Origin of the sequence: Anabaena sp. UHCC 0204, assembly GCF_009711975.1 — a bacterium.
In the GTDB taxonomy this organism is placed as follows: Bacteria; Cyanobacteriota; Cyanobacteriia; order Cyanobacteriales; family Nostocaceae; genus Dolichospermum.
Genome location: NZ_VIKW01000002.1, coordinates 154,156 through 171,219 on the forward strand (window position 1 = coordinate 154,156; position 17,064 = coordinate 171,219).

At 38.9% G+C, this 17,064-nt stretch carries 12 protein-coding genes; 4 read left to right on the top strand and 8 right to left on the bottom strand.

What is annotated here, in order from left to right; genetic code table 11:
- From FJR04_RS02255 to FJR04_RS02270, 4 genes are all read right to left on the bottom strand, one after another.
- On the bottom strand, window positions 1–1,053 hold a 1,053-nt coding region (locus FJR04_RS02255; protein ID WP_168491408.1), incomplete at its 3' end, for a filamentous hemagglutinin N-terminal domain-containing protein.
- A gap of 211 nt (window positions 1,054–1,264) precedes the next feature.
- Entirely contained in the window at window positions 1,265–2,326 is a 1,062-nt protein-coding gene (locus tag FJR04_RS02260) for a serine protease (protein WP_168491410.1), read from the bottom strand.
- 46 nt (window positions 2,327–2,372) lie between these two features.
- The gene (locus tag FJR04_RS02265) at window positions 2,373–3,263 is read right to left on the bottom strand and encodes a serine protease (RefSeq protein WP_168491412.1); all 891 of its coding nucleotides are present in this window, start codon (window positions 3,261–3,263) and stop codon (window positions 2,373–2,375) included.
- Window positions 3,264–3,423: 160 nt separating this feature from the next.
- Entirely contained in the window at window positions 3,424–4,002 is a 579-nt protein-coding gene (locus tag FJR04_RS02270) for a COP23 domain-containing protein (protein WP_168491414.1), read from the bottom strand.
- Window positions 4,003–4,440: 438 nt separating this feature from the next.
- Between FJR04_RS02270 and FJR04_RS02275 the strand changes: the two genes are divergently transcribed.
- Entirely contained in the window at window positions 4,441–6,408 is a 1,968-nt protein-coding gene (locus tag FJR04_RS02275; RefSeq protein ID WP_254445184.1) for a ShlB/FhaC/HecB family hemolysin secretion/activation protein, read from the top strand.
- Window positions 6,409–6,526: 118 nt separating this feature from the next.
- Here FJR04_RS02275 and FJR04_RS02280 read toward each other — a convergent pair whose 3' ends face one another.
- Entirely contained in the window at window positions 6,527–6,760 is a 234-nt protein-coding gene (locus FJR04_RS02280) for a hypothetical protein (RefSeq protein WP_168491416.1), read from the bottom strand.
- Between the two features lie 159 nt (window positions 6,761–6,919).
- Between FJR04_RS02280 and FJR04_RS02285 the strand changes: the two genes are divergently transcribed.
- The 3 genes from FJR04_RS02285 to FJR04_RS02295 all read left to right on the top strand — a co-directional run bounded on the left by FJR04_RS02285 (window position 6,920) and on the right by FJR04_RS02295 (window position 14,886).
- Window positions 6,920–9,004 (top strand): NAD(P)/FAD-dependent oxidoreductase, encoded by a 2,085-nt coding sequence (locus FJR04_RS02285; RefSeq protein WP_168491417.1) that lies wholly within the window; start codon window positions 6,920–6,922, stop codon window positions 9,002–9,004.
- 415 nt (window positions 9,005–9,419) lie between these two features.
- On the top strand, window positions 9,420–12,833 hold the full coding sequence (locus FJR04_RS02290; protein ID WP_168491419.1) for an alkaline phosphatase PhoX: 3,414 nt from the start codon (window positions 9,420–9,422) through the stop codon (window positions 12,831–12,833).
- A 157-nt stretch (window positions 12,834–12,990) separates the two neighbouring features.
- Window positions 12,991–14,886 carry a DUF4114 domain-containing protein gene (locus FJR04_RS02295; RefSeq protein WP_168491421.1) on the top strand — a complete coding sequence of 632 codons (1,896 nt, stop codon included), beginning with the start codon at window positions 12,991–12,993 and terminating at the stop codon, window positions 14,884–14,886.
- On the opposite strand, the gene rsmI is transcribed toward FJR04_RS02295, so the two are convergent.
- The 3 genes from rsmI to FJR04_RS02310 all read right to left on the bottom strand — a co-directional run bounded on the left by rsmI (window position 14,876) and on the right by FJR04_RS02310 (window position 17,033).
- Window positions 14,876–15,748: a 16S rRNA (cytidine(1402)-2'-O)-methyltransferase gene (gene rsmI, locus FJR04_RS02300; RefSeq protein WP_168491423.1), complete on the bottom strand. Its 873-nt coding sequence runs from the start codon at window positions 15,746–15,748 to the stop codon at window positions 14,876–14,878. The two genes, FJR04_RS02295 and rsmI, sit on opposite strands and share 11 nt — an antisense overlap.
- Before the next feature lie 119 nt (window positions 15,749–15,867).
- On the bottom strand, window positions 15,868–16,479 hold the full coding sequence (locus tag FJR04_RS02305) for a PH domain-containing protein (protein ID WP_168491424.1): 612 nt from the start codon (window positions 16,477–16,479) through the stop codon (window positions 15,868–15,870).
- A gap of 116 nt (window positions 16,480–16,595) precedes the next feature.
- Entirely contained in the window at window positions 16,596–17,033 is a 438-nt protein-coding gene (locus tag FJR04_RS02310; protein ID WP_168491426.1) for a DUF29 domain-containing protein, read from the bottom strand.
- Window positions 17,034–17,064 lie beyond the last annotated feature (31 nt).

The window sequence follows — 17,064 nt, forward strand, 5'->3', positions numbered from 1 at the left end:
TGCTTTTCCACCGTTAATTGTATTAGTAAAGGTTATATCTGTACCACTACTAAAGGTAGAATCACTATCGAGTATGACATTACCTTGCAATGAAATTTTACCAGTAGCTGATAAATCTGTACCAATAATCAGATTTTGTGCTGCAAACAAGTCAATTTGAGCAGTTGGGACAAGTAATGTAGTATTTTGAATTACTACATCCCCAGCATTTACAGTCATTCCTGAACCTGTCAGTTGTACTTGTCCGTTATTAATAGTTACACCATCAGCATTACCAATATTACCTGTTAATAAATCTAACAAAGTAGCAGGAGATGTACCTGATAATGGTTCAACTTCTAAACTCAGCAAATGTCCTGGTTGAGTGATGCGTAAAAGTTTTTCACCAGGGACTGATACAACTTTAATATTACCTCCTGGTGCTGATAAACTGCCAGTGCTAAGGACTGTACCACCGAGTAAGTTTAAGTTCTTATCATCACCGACTGCTAAGTTGGCAAAATTAACAATACTTCCTGGTTCGGAAGTGGAAAAACCAAAAGCATTGGGAGTTCCTACTAAATTTGCATAGTCGTTACTACCAACTGCATTAAACCTATTTTCACCCAGTAAGATGCTATTAGCTGTAGTAGCTGTAAAGTCAGCGGGTAGGTTTAAGCTGGCATTAGCGCCAAAGAGAATCCCCGCAGGATTCATTAAGAATAAGTTAGAATTTCCACCAGTAACTTGTATAATTCCATTGATCAGGGAAGGATCACCACCGATGATGCGCCCCAAGATGTTCTGAATATTGGGGTTGGAGAGAAAGTTAGCTATCTCGGTGGAGGTGAGTCCAAATTGTTGGAAGCTGTGAAACAGATTTGTACCATCATTAGAAAGACTGCCACCACTGATGTCTATTTGATTGCCTACGGGAGTCACAACTGTACCCGTACCATCGTTAGCAGGGGTGATAGATTGGGCTTTAACAGGGGTTATGGTTTGGAGAAGAGTGACAAGTGCGATCGCCTGAGTCAGAATAAATAGAGTAGTTTTTCCAGTTAACAAATTCATATAAATCCTGGTATAAATATTGCCAATTTAAATTGTCCCTCATTTAACAGCATTATTCATATACGTGAATATGCTTAAAGTTTTCCAAATATAAATTAAACTGCCTCTGTATTATTACCGCCTTACATTAAAAAGCCCGTGCAGACGGGCTTTCTAGTTTCTTACTTGGAAAAGACGCAAGAATGACTTATTAATTTGTAACAAGTCTTAATTACCATAAAGGAGTGACGGGGGGAGTAGGAGTAGTGTTTTTGCTGGGTGTTGGCTGTATAGGAAGAGTGCGAGCAGGTTTAACTTGAGTTGGTACGGGACGTGATGGGGTGCTATTTTTAGGAGATTTGTTAACCACTTCGGTAACGGCATCTGCTGCTTCTTCTTCTATAATGTTGGTTACAGGACGACCTCTGGTAGCATACAACTGCGCTGTCCCTGGTTCAGACTTGTCAAATGTCATGCCTAATTTATAGATAGCACTGGGGGCTAATTTTCTCAGAAAAGTCTGAATAGGAATAGCTAAATTAAATCCAGTTTTATCGGGAACACGCTGGGGTCCACTTTCCTGACTACCTTGTGACGATGCTGCTAATTTAGGCATTTCGTCTCTATCACCTCTGCCATGAATACCCACAACTCGCCCTGACACATCGAAAACTGGTCCACCACTCATTCCTGCTCTTGTGGTAGCTGTATAAGATATAGCATATCCATCATCCACTCCGGTGTCTTCTTCACCTGCTACTGTATCCCCATCTAAACGACTGGAAACTAAGGAAGAAGTGAATTGAAACACACGCCTTGTAATTGCTTGTCCGGGGTTAGGAAATCCAGAAACATAGACACCAGCACCTTCAGTTGTATGGTCAGAATTACCAAGGGTAGCTGTATTAAACTTGTGTTCACTACGAAACTTGACAATCGCTAAATCTACACCTGGCAATCTCTGAATATCTTGCTCGGTGGAAATACTGATTTTTTGTCGTCTTCTGTCTCCTGCCATAGGAACAGGAGTGATAACTTTATATTCATCATCTGGGTGTTCAACAACATGGTTGGCTGTTAATACCACATAAACGATTTTGCCATCTTCTTTGTAGTTACCAACAATTACTCCTGAACCGGGATAATTAACTGTGGGGGCAATCTGCACTACGGTAGATTTAGCAATACTGGCTACATCCTTGGGTGTTAGGGCTTGTTTAGCAATGGCTGGACTGGCTACCATGACCATTGCTGAACCGATAAAACAACCTGATAATAAATAACGATTTAACATGATGCTATTTCCTGAAACTTTAAATTTATGACTATTAACAAATCAATTACCAAACCCACATAGAACGTTTTGGCACATTCGCAGGTATTGGGGTTGACGGTGCTGAAGTTGAATAGAGAGAATCAACTTCAATTTCGCTCAAAGATGATCCGATTGGTGAGTTAATCACACCTTGAGAAAATTGGGGGGCGCTGTTGAGGAATGTTGCGACTGGTACAGCCCAGCTAGAATACTCAAACTGATTGCGAGTTTGTAAGTTTGGGGTAGAACCATCTTCAAAAACAAAGGGATTTCCCCAAAGAGGAAATTTGTGTCTACCATTAATAGCTACTAATTCACCACGCTGATTGAGTACGGGTCCACCACTCATACCTTTGAGGATATCGTTGCTGTAACCGACTCGATAACCACCTTGGAAAGATTTAGATAGTATGTAGTCAACCTTTCCGGTTGTGAATGACCAAGTTTTGGTTTCATTGGGGAAACCAGCAGCAAAGGTTTTTTCTCCTATTTCTAAGGGTGATTTAGCAATTGAGGCGATCGCATAATTACTGCTACTCTTAAAACTGAGTAATCCCAAGTCATCATCATTGAAATTTACAGCTTTAACTTTTTGGCCTGGATAGATTTTACCATCGGGAGTTTGGATTTGATAATTACTACCAATTCTCAAAACATGAGCGTTAGTGAGGACTGTATAACCCTGACCTTTTCTTTGGATAATAATTCCTGAACCCCAACCTTCTCCAGCCATAATTTTTACCGTAATCGCGCGGGCTTTTTGACGCACAATTTTTTCTGACAATTTCTCCTCAGTCTGAGAAATCTTTGTATCAGCAGTCGGTGTTTGCTGGTCTAAGGAATATACAGCCTGGGTCGAAAAAGCAAAAGAGAGGCAGCTAATTAAAGCCACAAAACTAACTTTAGAGAAATCCATGTTCTTCAAACTCACAAACAGTTAACTAATCATATCAATTCTCTAAAATTCAACAATAGATCATGACTTTTGAATTTTATTGATTTGATATATCTCCTCCTGACTAGATTTTCACTTTTGAGGAGGAGAATTAGTCTATGTTAATCAAACTTTCAGCCTCTTACCAGCCCCCACCACTTGGTGTTGTGCTGGGCTTATTATTCACTACACTGGGTTTTTGTTGTGCGCTTCTATTGCTATCTACACCTAGATCACTCAACATTTTATTCACGTCTATATAAACGCGGCCGGAGGATTCGTTCACAACTGCACCAGTAGCACCAGCACGATTATCAAAAAGTGTTTGCAAGATACCCGCTACGTTACGGCTATTTCTGCGATTTAAGGTGAATAAAACATTGCTGCTATCACAGGAAGCACCAGGTGAGGCTGCACACACTACGGGCATTCCTCTTACCATCCCAGCAGTAATGTAGTTTAACTGACCTGCGCTGTAAAAGTGGTTAAATCTTGACGATACTTCCATACATCTACGCACCCGGTCATATCCAGAACCTGCAAACTCATTTGTTCTCCAGCGCATTACTGTTGCTCTTCCTGCACCTACTACAGTTGTTAGATTATTGGTATCGCAACTAAAAGGACCACCGGGGTCAGCATAGCTGGGGCTACTAACTGCTGCTCCCAAGCTGCTGACAATAACTGCTCCACTAAGAATTGCTAAGGATTTACGTAACATTTTATTCTCTCCTAAAGTGATTATTTAAGTATCTTGACTGCTTAAAAGAAACCTTGTGAGTTAGGCTGAAATCTTATTTGCTTATTAATTTACAGGGCTTCAGATTGGTTGTTTATTTTTTTGTTTGATTTCTATACTTCACAAATAGATTAGCTTATAATCATGTACCCTGTAAGAGTAAATTTACGGATAGTACGTACTGATTTTTTTTTAGGGAACTTATGGAAATTTTTACGAAAACTACATAATTTTTGGGTATTTATTTTTAATAAAGTATTGAATATGACTTCAATTTCTGTTATGTCTCAACTGATTGCCGCTATTTATGGAAAAAACACTAAAATTTGACTTTTACTCTATCCAGAAGTAACATAGCGTGTTAATTTTGGAACAACAAGCTTATATAAGTATAAAAATCCATCCAGGAGTAATAGTTTTATGCGTTGGCATTTAGAAGGTAGAATATGTTCTGTATTTTTAATTCCCAGTGTGTTCTTAGTTGTCTCTGCATCAGCTAGTTATGCTCAATTGTCTGATTCATTTGTATTCTTAGAATTACCAGATAAGCTACTAACACAAGTCGCAAATAAACAAGTTGAAGCAAATCAGCAATCACCTAGTAATCCTGAATTGTCTGATTCATTTATATTTTTAGAATTACCAGACAATTTGCTGGTACAAACAGCAAATCCAAGTGGTGATATTATCAATCAGGAAAGATTTCTGCAATCAGCACCTATTCCCGAACTGCTACCGTCAGAAAATCAGGAGATGGCACAAGTAGCAAATCCAAGTGGTGATATCAATCAGGAAAGATTTCTGCAATCAGCACCTATTCCCGAACCGCTACCGGCAGAAAATCAGGAGATGATCCCATCAGAACCTGTACCAGAAACTCCACCAGAAACAGTTACCGAAAATATTCAGATTGATAAAATTGAGGTAACGGGGAGTACAATTTTTAACCAAGAGCAATTAAATGCCCTAACTCAGCCAGTGCAAGGACGTTTAGTTAGTCTGGAAGAACTTAGAGGGGTTGCTAATGCTATCACCCAACTCTACTTAGATCGGGGTTATATTACCTCAAGAGCCATTTTAGCCAACCAAACAATTAGCGATGGTGTAGCGCAAATTCGGGTAATTGAAGCTGGTGTTGAGAAAATCGAAATTGAAGGTACAAAACGCCTTAATCCTAATTATGTGCGATCGCGTGTAGCTTTAGGAATTAAAACACCTCTTTCTACAGGTGATTTAGAAGACCAGTTAAGATTATTACGAGCAGATCCTTTATTTTCTAATGTAGAAGCCAGTGTCCGCACAGGTACTCAGGTAGGGCAAAATATTTTAGTCGTCAGAGTTACCGAAGCTAGTTCTTTGAAAGCATCATTGAGCGTTGATAACTATTCCCCTCCAAGTATCGGTTCAGAAAGATTTGGAATTAATACTAGTTATCGTAATCTCACAGGATTGGGTGATGAATTAGCCGCATCATATTACTTTACACCTCGCGGGGGGTCAAATATCTATGATTTCAATTATCGCCTACCTCTAAATGCAATGAATGGGGCTTTACAATTGCGAACAGCAATTAATAATAACAAAGTCATCCAAGAACCTTTTCAGAGTTTCGATATTCGGGGAGAATCCCAACTATATGAAATTAGTTATCGTCAACCATTAGTGCGATCGCCCCGCCAAGAATTTGCCTTATCATTAGGGTTAACTTTGCAAGATGGTCAAACCTTTACCTTTGCAGGTCCCACAGCATTTGGTTTTGGTCCAGATGATAACGGTAACAGTCGCACTCGTGTCATTAAATTTGGACAAGACTATCTCGCGCGAGATATACAAGGTGCTTGGTCTTTGCGTTCTTTATTCAGTTTTGGTATTGATGTATTCGATGCCACAAGTAATGCAGATCCTATTCCTGATGGTCAATTTTTTAGTTGGTTAGGACAAGTACAACGAGTACAACGCTTTAGTAATAACCATCTTTTAATTGCCCAAGCCGAAGTACAACTCACCCCCGATGGTTTATTACCCTCACAGCAATTTGTCGTTGGTGGTGGTCAGTCAGTGCGGGGTTATCGGCAAAATGCCCGTGCTGGTGACAATGGAGTGCGATTTGTCCTAGAAAACCAACTGACAATCCACAAAGATGAAAGTGGAAATATCCTCAAAGTTGCACCGTTTTTTGATTTAGGATATGTGTGGAACACAGATGATAACCCCAACCGCTTACAGAAACAAACCTTTTTAGCTGGGACAGGAGTCGGAGTTTTATGGCAACCCCTACCTAGTTTTAATATGCGGTTAGATTATGGTCTACCTTTGATCAACTTAGATGATAAAGGCGTAAATGCCCAGGACGAAGGCTTTTACTTCAGCGTAGGATATAAGCTGTGAACTATCACACACTGACTTTCGGTACAGTGTGGGCTTCCCAATTCATCTTAAAATCCTTTAAGTCTTTAATTTTAATCTTACTGGTTGGAAAATACCAATCCCAAATTGCCAAAGATGATTATGGGAAAGTTTCCCATGCTTGGGCAACCAACTGACTTAACCAGCGTCTTTGTTGTCTGTCTAACATCTGGTCATCTTCTAATACCTGGGCAGTTAATTGATCTAAAGACTGACCTTGAGAGCGAACAACTTTAACAACACCAGCAATTACCGCAGCCACTAATTCCTCATCAATTGGCTGTTTTCTGAGTGCAAAAATTTCTTGGGGACTGTCTGGGATAGGATAATTCATGGCATGGGTTTACAAAATTTACAACGTGAACAATAAACTTGATAAATCATTAAAATTCTTCATGGAATCTTTATGAAGCTAATTAGGGCAGAGTTTAACCTAGTTTCTGCCTTTTTCAAATCTGTCTGAGTGAGTAGATTTATGGGAGATATCAGCAATATGCAAGAACTTCTTTACTTAGAAATTCCTACACCCGATACAGCCTCTGTACGCCAATGGCTACAAGCAGATTTTGTCCTAGATAACGGGGAAAAAATCATCACCCCAGATGGGGTACGCTGGAAAATCCCAGTTATAAATGCTACTTTTGGTGGAGTAGAACTCTCGGTCTTTGTGTGGTCGGTGCAGCGGACAACTTACCTGAAAGTATTCCTGTGGGGAGATCAACCTTTTCCTGATCAAAAGCGCATTCTCCAATATCTGACGAAGGAAATTAGAAACCGCTTTCCCAATTGCTACCCAGAACCACCTGTGATTGATGCCCAAAAATCAATTTTCGCAGAGCTAGAACCATATTATCCCCTAACTGTCAAGTATTTTCAGAAAATGCCTAATGGGGAATATGATTTGAAACGGGCTTACTGGTGGGAGCAAAGATGGCGCGAAGGGGTGAAAAATCCCCAAAAACCACGTCAAGTGATCTTTTATCAAGAAAATAATGGGGAAGAAAACACAAAAAATTCCTCCTCTTCTTCTTCTTCCTCCTCCTCACTGTCACCTGTCACCTGTCCCCTGTCCCCTGAATATGACCTCATCTACATCGGTGGCGCTTTAGGGTCAATTCATGCGGCAGTTATGGCTAAATTAGGCTATAAAGTCCTGTTGATAGAAAGATTACCTTTTGGGAGAATGAACCGCGAATGGAATATTTCTCGTGATGAAATTCAAAGTTTGATAAATTTGGGTTTGTTGACAAATGCTGAGGTAGAAAAAATTATTGCTAGGGAGTATAAAGACGGATTCAATAAATTTTTTGATGCTAATAATCCCTCTAAGTTAAGATCGCCTGTTCTCCACACTCCCACTGTCCTAAATATAGCTTTAGATTCAGATAAATTATTACAAGTATGTGGAGAAAAGCTCAAAGCTGCGGGTGGTGATATCTGGGATGAAACGGAGTTTATTCGGGCAGATATTAGCAGTTCACAAGTTAGTATTAATATCAAACATTTACCGACTGGGAATGAACAGCAAGTTAGTGGACGTTTGTTGATAGATGCAATGGGAACGGCTTCCCCAATTGCTTGGCAATTAAATGGTGGTAGGGCTTTTGATAGCGTTTGTCCAACAGTAGGAGCAGTGATTGAAAAAGGCTTTGAACCTGGTGTTTGGGATGCTGATTATGGGGATGTTCTCTACAGTCATGGAGATATTTCTAGGGGGAGACAGTTGATTTGGGAGTTATTTCCTGGTTCTGGGGAAGAATTAACAATTTATCTATTTCACTATCATGAAGTCAATGAAAAAAATCCCGGTTCTTTGATGGAAATGTATGAGGACTTTTTCACAATTTTGCCAGAGTATCGGCGCTGTGATCTGGACAAGCTAGTGTGGAAAAAACCAACCTTTGGCTATATACCAGGACATTTTAGTACGAGTAGTAGCGATCGCACAATTGCTGTAGATAGATTAATTGCCATTGGTGATGCTGCTTCTTTGCAATCTCCTCTAGTCTTTACTGGTTTTGGTTCTTTAGTCCGCAATTTAGAAAGGTTAACCACTCTATTAAATACTGCTCTCAAACATGATTTATTAACTTCCCAACATTTAAACAAAATTCGTGCTTACCAGAGTAATGTAGCTGTCATGTGGTTATTTTCTAAGGGAATGATGGTTCCTACAGGAAAATTTATCGCACCTCAATTGATAAATTCCATGCTCAATACTTTCTTTGGATTATTAGCAGGTGAAAGTCTAGAAGTAGCAGATAATTTCATTAAAGACCGTTGTGATTGGTTCACTTTTAACCGTCTAGCCTTGAAAGCAGCTATCAAAAATCCAGCCTTATTACTGTGGATTTGGCAATTAGCTGGTTGGCAAGATTTATTACGCTGGGTTGGTAATTATGTTAGCTTTGCCCGTCATGCTTTAGTTAGTGCTTTATTAGGTATATGGTTTTCACAATTCTTGAAATGGAGTCAATCTTGGCTAGAAACGCACTTTCCTGGATTATGGTTGCAATTGTTAGTAATTAACTACGCCATTTCTACAGGTAGGCCACGATTACCGCCGGCTTTGCGTTAATTTAATTTATGGGCAATCAAATTGGGATTTTGGAGTCATCAAACCTCTAAAATCCCAATTTTTAATTTTATCAGGACTTACGCAAAATCATGAAGAAACGAACCCCAGAGGACAGGTCGAAATAAGAGTTTCAAAGAGTTATTAAGTAAGTCCTATTTATGATTGATTTAATAATTAATGAAAGTTGCAAAATCACTATCCTTTTATCACCATATATAACCTTTTCATAACTAAAAATTAATTTTTAAACCGAATTTTTTAATCAAGAGACAGTTAAATCATAGTAAAACCTTAACCTCTGGATGAGAATTTAAAAAAACGTAATATTCATATCTCAGTAAATTAGGTTTTCCTAAATTTACCAAATTCGGACTTATTGATTTAGTACGAACTACAAAGAGGATTAAGGAATTTCATGGCTATATCATTCGATACAACCCAACAGGCTCAAGTTAAAGGGCTAAATGGTTACACTGTTGACCCACTTTTTACCGTTGGCGACAAAATTGGCGACTATGTACCACCCGGAATTCTCGATGGTATTGGAGCTTTTTCACTCAACGATACAACTGTTCGTGTATTAGTGGTTAATGAAGTAGGAAGTGCGGATGGTTATAAGTACACCCTCAAAAACGGTACACAACTTCCTGGTGCAAGAGTTAACTATTTTGATATTGATAAGCGCACATTCCAAATCGTCAATGCTGGACTAGCCTACGACACCATCATCAACCGTGGTGGTGAAGTCGTTGATGCTGCTGCTGATTTAGAATTTGGTGGTATTCAGCGTTTTTGTTCTGCTGCTTTGTTTGAAGCGAACCAATTTGGTGCAGGTATTGGTTTAGCTGATCGTATTTTCTTCTCTGGTGAAGAAACCAGTGGCGGCACACAATTCGCCCTAGATACACAAACAAATACTTTATATGCCCTACCTGCATTCGGTCGTGCTGCATGGGAAAACATCACAGAACTAAATACAGGCCGCACTGATAAAGTAGCCTTTTTAATTGGTGATGACAGAAGCAACGCACCTCTATACCTCTATGTCGGCGACAAAAAGGCTGGTAATTTCCTAGATCGCAATGGTTTAGCACAAGGTAAGCTATTCGCATGGGTGGCTGATGATCCTGCAAGTGCTACTGATGTAATTGAACTTAATCCTGGTGAATTTAAAGGCAGTGGTAGTAGCACAAATGGTCAGTTTGTAGAAATTGCTTACTACGATCCCACGAAAGCAAATACTACAGGTTATGACACTCAAGGGTATGTTACACAAGCCAAGCAAGATGAGTTAGCTGCCGCAGTTAATGCCTTCAAATTCTCTCGTCCTGAAGATATCGCTACCAATCCTTTTGATGGTACTCAAGCAGTCTTAGCTTCCACTGGTATTGCTGCAGGACCTGATGTTTGGGGTACAACCTACAAAATTGACGTTGACTTTAGCAAACTTCTTTCTACTACTGCTACTGTTCCTACAGCAGAAGATACTGCACCGTTCTTGCTACCAACCGGTTTTACTCAAACAGAAATTGTCGATCGCAATACTGCTAATTTAGATCCCGACTTTGCTGCAACCTTTGGTAACTGGGATATGGTGGCATTAGATCCCACCAACCGCTATATTTACATTCCCACAGAAGTAGGTGCTGGAGCTGGACTAGTTCGCTATGATACTCAAACACAAGACTTTGTTGCTGCTCTTACTGGTAAAAGTGCATTAGATTTCACTACCAATCCTGCTATTTGGGATAAAAATAATGATGACTTCGCAGCATTTGACCCTGCTGTATATACTCCTCATGGAACTGTTTTAGTTGCAGAAGAAAGAACTAATGGGCGGTTATTTGAGTGGCTTAACCCCTTGATGGCTGCTGGTGAAACAGCAAATGTGGTTTGGCGTAGTAATATTCCTGCGGTTTCCCACGAAGGTTTGAAGATTGATGCTGCTGGTACTTTGTACTTTATTGATGAGAACAACTCCGGTTCTATTTACAAGTTTGTACCTACAACTGCTGGTGATTTGAGTGTTGGACAAAGTTTTGTCTTGAAGGTAACTGCCTTTACAGGTAATGCTTCGGAAAACTGGAACTCTGCCACCAATACAAGTACAACTCGAACTGGTGCTGCTACTTGGGTTGCTATTACTGATACTAACGGTGTAAAGCTAACCACAGCCAATCCCTTTGACTTTACCAGTGCGACTACAGGTGGACGTGCGGCTGCCGATGAATTGGGTGGTACACCCTACGGTCGTCCAGAAGACTTAGAAATTATTGGTGACACTCTATATGTCGCTACAACCAGCGAGAACTCAGTCTATGGTATTAACCTCAAAACCAATGAAGTTAAGCTTTTTGCTAGTCGTAGCACCATTGACGGTGGTACTGGTTTAGCTGCCGGTAGCAACCTCAATAACCCTGATAACTTGGCTAGTGATGCTGCTGGTAATCTCTACATTATTGAAGACAACAATCCTGGCGATATCTGGAAGGCATCTGATAGCAATAAGGATGGTGTCGCTGAGTCCATCACTCGCTGGGCTAGTTTGGGAGTTTCTGGATCTGAACCTACTGGCTTAATTTCCACAAATAACCCCAATGAATTTATCGTTGCAATTCAACACCCCACTTCTGGAAATGATGCCCTGTGGAAGATCACAGCAGCACCAGAAATCACCGCAAAAATTGACATCCTTTACGACGGTAACGAAGCTGACAAACAAGACTTTGGTTTACGTAGCCCTGATAACCTGGATTGGGCTGATGATGGCAAAATCTACATCCAAGAAGACCGCGCACTCGGAGCAAGCATTTGGGGCGCAACTTCTCAGCAAGAAGCATCTATTTACGTTCTTGATCCTGCTGCTACAAATCCAGCAGCCAGCTTAACTAAAGTTGCACAGGTTGATCGCTCGGCTGTCCCTTCTGGTCAAACTGATTCTAATCCAACTGATATCGGTAACTGGGAAACTTCCGGTATTCTTGATGTTTCTACTCTGTTTGGTAACGCTCCTGGTACACAGTTTATCTTTGATGTCCAGGCTCACAGTGTTCGTTCTGGAACAATTATTACTGCTACTAACATTGATGGCAATGGTGATGGAACACCAACTAGACAAGAAAACCTGGTTGAAGGTGGTCAGTTAGCGTTCTTAGTTGCTCCTAATGCAAATCTTGTTCAAAGCTCTTCTTTAGTTGCAGGTGCTACTTCTGGTGCTGACATAATCGAAGCTAAGGTTACAGCAGGTTTTGATGGTATCAACGATATCGTCTTTACTGGTGCTGGTAATGACTATGTTGATAGTGCCATAGGTGGCGCTCTGGCTAGTGGCAACAATATTGACACTGGTAGCGGCAATGATGAAATCTTTATTGCCAATGGCGATCGCGCTTTTGGTAGCGATGGTAATGACACATTTGAAGCAGGTACTGCCACCAACTATCGTGCCTCTGGTGGTGCTGGCAATGATATCTTCTATCTCCGTGACGGGTCTAATGGTCGTGCCTTGGGTGGTGATGGTGATGATAAATTCTACGCTGGTAATAAAGGTGGCAACTTGCTCTCTGGTGGCGTAGGTGCTGACCAATTCTGGATTGCGAATGCCGCACTACCAACCGCTGCTAACACCGTTCTTGACTTCCAAATTGGTACTGATGTAATTGGTATCAACGGTGCTGCTGGTTTGGGTATCACCACGGCTAATCTTAGCTTGACTCAAGTTGGTTCTGATACTGCAATTATCTTTGGTGGTCAAACCTTAGCTACTTTAACTGGCATTCAAGCAAGTTCCTTGAGTTTAACTAATACTAATCAGTTTGTCTTAGCTTAATTCAGACAGATATTCAAGGGTAATTAATGGCGATTAAATACCTTGGCAAAACTTCTATTATTAAAAGTTTTGCCTCGGTTTTTCTATAGCCTTCTTTAAAAAGACTGAATAAACAAATTTAACCCAGTATCTACTAATTATTTGTGAGGAGAATCAAATGGCGATATTATCTGTAGAAGCTTTTAAAACGAATGTCACCTTAACTGGTACAGCAGAAAATGATTATCTTGATGCCTTAGTTGGAGGGGGAAACAATACCCTTAATGGTGGTGACGGAGATGATGAGTTATTTGCTTATAGTAGTGACCAACTCTATGGAGAAGCGGGAAACGATAAACTCCACTCCCAGGGTAATGGTAACAATACCTTATCTGGTGGTGAAGGCAACGACTATATTTATGCTGACCGCAATGATATTGTTTTTGGTGATGCGGGCGATGATATAATTTTTGGTGGTCTTGGTGGCAATACTATCACGGGTGGTCTTGGTAAAGATACATTCCATTTAGCTAATGCTGAATATCCAAATAATCCCAATATCATTACTGATTTTAATCCCACAGAAGATTTATTGCAGGTCAATGTTGATGAGTTTAATGAAATCAATAAACTCACATTTACAACCCAGGGGAATGACACTTTAATTAGTGCTGGTAGTAAACAATTAGCTATTTTAAAAAATTATGAATTACCTCAGTTTTCTATCGCTTCCGCTTCCGCAATAGAAGGTAATGCCATAAATTTCACGATTACCCGGACTGGAAATAGCCAAGCAAACCAAAGTGTAACTGTATCCACATCTATAAATTCAGATGATACAGCTAGTGAAAATGACTTGACTGCCAAAAATGAAACTCTCACATTTACTCAGGGAGAAACAAGTAAAACTTTTACAGTGCAAACAACTCAAGATTCACTGATAGAAAAAGATGAGACTTTTACAGTCGCTTTAACTAATTCTACTAATGGATCAATTATCAATAATAAGGGAATTATTAAAAATGATGATATTCCCATAGCAAATCTTAAAAATAATGATATTTTTACTATTAAAGGTGAAGGTAATCAAGTCAGGCTAAAAGTCAACTTAGTAGAACTCAATTCTACTTTTATCAATGAATTAGGTGTATTTAAAGTTGATGATACTCAAGGTAAAATCAATGGGATTTCTCCGGGTGCAGCAAATTATAATGAAGAAGTTTTAAAGAGAGCAAAGGTAGTTTTTTCTGCTATTTCTAATCTCCCTAATGGAGTTAAAACTGGAGATTTTACCCGATCTTTAGAATTTGATAGTGGTGATAATCTGAAATTCTTTTTAATCAAAGATGGAACAATAGATTCTGCAAAAGCTGGTAAAATTTCCTTATCAAATTTATTATTCGCTGATGCTTCTACCCAAAAAATTATAGATTTTGGGACTGAAGGTTTTAGTCTTTCTTGGGAAGATGGTTCTGGGAATGTTACAGATTTCAAAGATATAGTGGTGAAGATTCAATCCACAAAAGAAGCCTTAGTTATAGGTACAGGATTGCAAGGTGGAAATCAAGGGGAACTGATTGATTTACGAGATATTCAAGGTCAAGTAAAAGCCAATGTTTCTGTTCATAGAGAAGCTGCATTTAACAACGAAGTCTATTTTTATGAAGTTGATAATGCTGATGGACAAATTGGGAATTTACAACCAAGTTCAGTCAATCGGAGTAATTATCTACAAGCAGCATTAAATAATATTATCAAAGATGTTCAAAGTGGTGTAAATATCAAATTTGCCACTGCTAATCAAGGTGTTCAAACTAGTACAACAACTATTAATGGTGGTACAATTCTTGCTCCCATGATCATAGTTAATGGTACGTTGTCTCAGCTTTTAGATAGCGATGCTAATAATAATCCCCAAGTGTATTTTTCCTATATGGGAGTAAATAGTGATGGTGTTGATCACATTCGCTTACTAGGAAATAATACTTTTGGTTTTGAAGATTTACCTAATGGTGGTGATTTGGATTATAATGATATGATTGTCAAAATGAATTTTACTGAGATTATTGCGTAATTGTAGATTCAGAATTCATTTCAATTCCTAAAGCTAGTTGGTACAAATAGCGACGGGATAGTAAAGTATCTTTTGCTAACTGACGACTAGCTTGGGAACGGGATATTCCCTGTTGCATTATTTGTAATAACTCAGCTTTGAGTTCTGTTTCTGTGAGTTGGATCTGGCTTGGTGAAGTTCCTGCGACTAAGAGAGTATATTCTCCTTGAGGTTCTTTTTGGGTATAATGAGCGATCGCTTCCCCAATTGTCCCCCGCCAAAATTCCTCGTATAATTTAGTTAGTTCTCTAGCTATAACTATAGAGCGATCGCTTCCCAAAATTTCCCCAAAATCTGCTAAAGTATCTCGTAAGCGGTGGGGTGATTCATAAAAAACTAAAGTCCGGGATTCCCCTTGCAGAGATTCTAAATATTGCTTTCTTTGTTGAGTTTTAGCAGGTAAAAAACCATCAAAAATAAACCTATCTGTAGGTAATCCAGCCGCACTCAAAGCTGTAATTACTGCACTTGCTCCGGGAATAGGGACAACAGTTATATTGGCATCAATACAAGCCTTAATTAACTCATATCCTGGGTCAGAAATTCCGGGCATTCCTGCATCACTTACCAGAGCGATCGCTTTTCCATATTGCAAATGTTCTAACAATTCAGGAATACGACTATTACTGTTATGTTCATGATAACTGATTTGGGGAGTTTTAACTTGAAAATGTTGGAGTAATCTTCCTGTATGGCGTGTATCTTCGGCTGCAATTATATCAACTGCTTGCAAAATTCGCACAGCCCTAAAAGTCATATCTTCTAAGTTACCAATTGGGGTAGCAACAATATAAAGTGTTCCTGGTTTTGGTTCAGTTTGCATATCAATTTAAACACGGATTCGGCGGATTAAAGGATTTCACAGATTTCATCACCTTAAAGATCATGAAATCTGTGAAATCTTGAGTTTGGAAAAAAGTAATTTAAAATTAAACCTTAAATTTAGTTGTTAATAAATTTCTCAAAAACCTCACCAAAATCTTTACGTACATAAGTTTCATGGGCATACTTTAACCAATTAAAAGCATACTGGTTAATTGCCTTAAATTGCTCTTCTGAGGTAGATGTAGTTGTCGAACGACTAACCGTATTAGCTGCTGTATTTAAACTAGTTTGAGCATATTGATGATAGAGGGCATTTTCTTTTTGAATTGAGGCAATTTTCAGTAAAGCTTTGTACAAGTCTTTCAAAGCAGCAATATGAACTTTGGCAACATCAATAGAATAGGATTGATCACCCATTGCTAACTTGATTTCTATATCCATATCTATTGTTCCTGCTGTTTCTAGTTTCACATCTTTAATAATGTTGTGACTATAAGTAAAACGTTTGAGTAAGCGTTTTTTACTAACGGCAGAAGTTCCATCCAAATGAATTAGAGCTAAATTTGTAAAACAGTATTCATCAGTTTTTGACTTGATCAAAAAATAAATTTTTTCCCCTTCTTCATGGATCACATAGTCATCACTATCAACCTTGTTATAATCTTCCGGTTTGATGACAGCACCAATATCACTCAAACCTAGTGCATCCATGGCCATATTTTTGAACATAATTTTTTGCTCTCTCCAAAAAAAGGACTTTGATTATTTTCCGTTAATTATATACCATTACTATTGGATTTATATATTTACTTAACAGTATTTTACTAAAATTTGTATCATACCTCTCAACTATCTTCGCTGGGTAAAAAGTCAGGTGCGAAAATTTCTGTTAAACTATAAGGACAAGTTTCGGGAAATGAAGATAATCCAGTTTCTCTTTCGGCGCTAATAGTAGCAATTTGATAAGTTTTTGCGAGAAAATCAGTTAAACATGATTTAAAGCTAGGATTTTCTGCAATAAGTTTTTCTAAACGTAAGCGTTGCTCTTTGATAGTTAATTGCCAAGTTCGAGAACGTAAGTTAGGCTGAAGTTGCCATTTTAGTAAGTGTATAAGTAATACTTCTAATCGGCTTTCTAATTCCCACTTTTCAGAACGTCCCATATCTTCAATTTCGTCAGCAATATGATCAAAATCAATTTGGTTAACTTGTCCAGTTCTTAGTAAATGCACTTGTTCTTGTGTCCAGGCATAAAAATCATAGTCATGGGTATTGAGATTCATAAATTCTCCTATAATTCATTTAATTATTAAA

Excerpts from the sequence above, each read along its gene's own strand:
- FJR04_RS02260 (WP_168491410.1), bottom strand. The coding sequence starts at position 2,326 with ATGTTAAATCGTTATTTATTATCAGGTTGTTTTATCGGTTCAGCAATG.
- FJR04_RS02265 (WP_168491412.1), bottom strand. The coding sequence starts at position 3,263 with ATGGATTTCTCTAAAGTTAGTTTTGTGGCTTTAATTAGCTGCCTCTCT.
- FJR04_RS02270 (WP_168491414.1), bottom strand. The coding sequence starts at position 4,002 with ATGTTACGTAAATCCTTAGCAATTCTTAGTGGAGCAGTTATTGTCAGC.
- FJR04_RS02275 (WP_254445184.1), top strand. The coding sequence starts at position 4,441 with ATGCGTTGGCATTTAGAAGGTAGAATATGTTCTGTATTTTTAATTCCC.
- FJR04_RS02280 (WP_168491416.1), bottom strand. The coding sequence starts at position 6,760 with ATGAATTATCCTATCCCAGACAGTCCCCAAGAAATTTTTGCACTCAGA.
- FJR04_RS02285 (WP_168491417.1), top strand. The coding sequence starts at position 6,920 with ATGCAAGAACTTCTTTACTTAGAAATTCCTACACCCGATACAGCCTCT.
- FJR04_RS02290 (WP_168491419.1), top strand. The coding sequence starts at position 9,420 with ATGGCTATATCATTCGATACAACCCAACAGGCTCAAGTTAAAGGGCTA.
- FJR04_RS02295 (WP_168491421.1), top strand. The coding sequence starts at position 12,991 with ATGGCGATATTATCTGTAGAAGCTTTTAAAACGAATGTCACCTTAACT.
- rsmI (WP_168491423.1), bottom strand. The coding sequence starts at position 15,748 with ATGCAAACTGAACCAAAACCAGGAACACTTTATATTGTTGCTACCCCA.
- FJR04_RS02305 (WP_168491424.1), bottom strand. The coding sequence starts at position 16,479 with ATGTTCAAAAATATGGCCATGGATGCACTAGGTTTGAGTGATATTGGT.
- FJR04_RS02310 (WP_168491426.1), bottom strand. The coding sequence starts at position 17,033 with ATGAATCTCAATACCCATGACTATGATTTTTATGCCTGGACACAAGAA.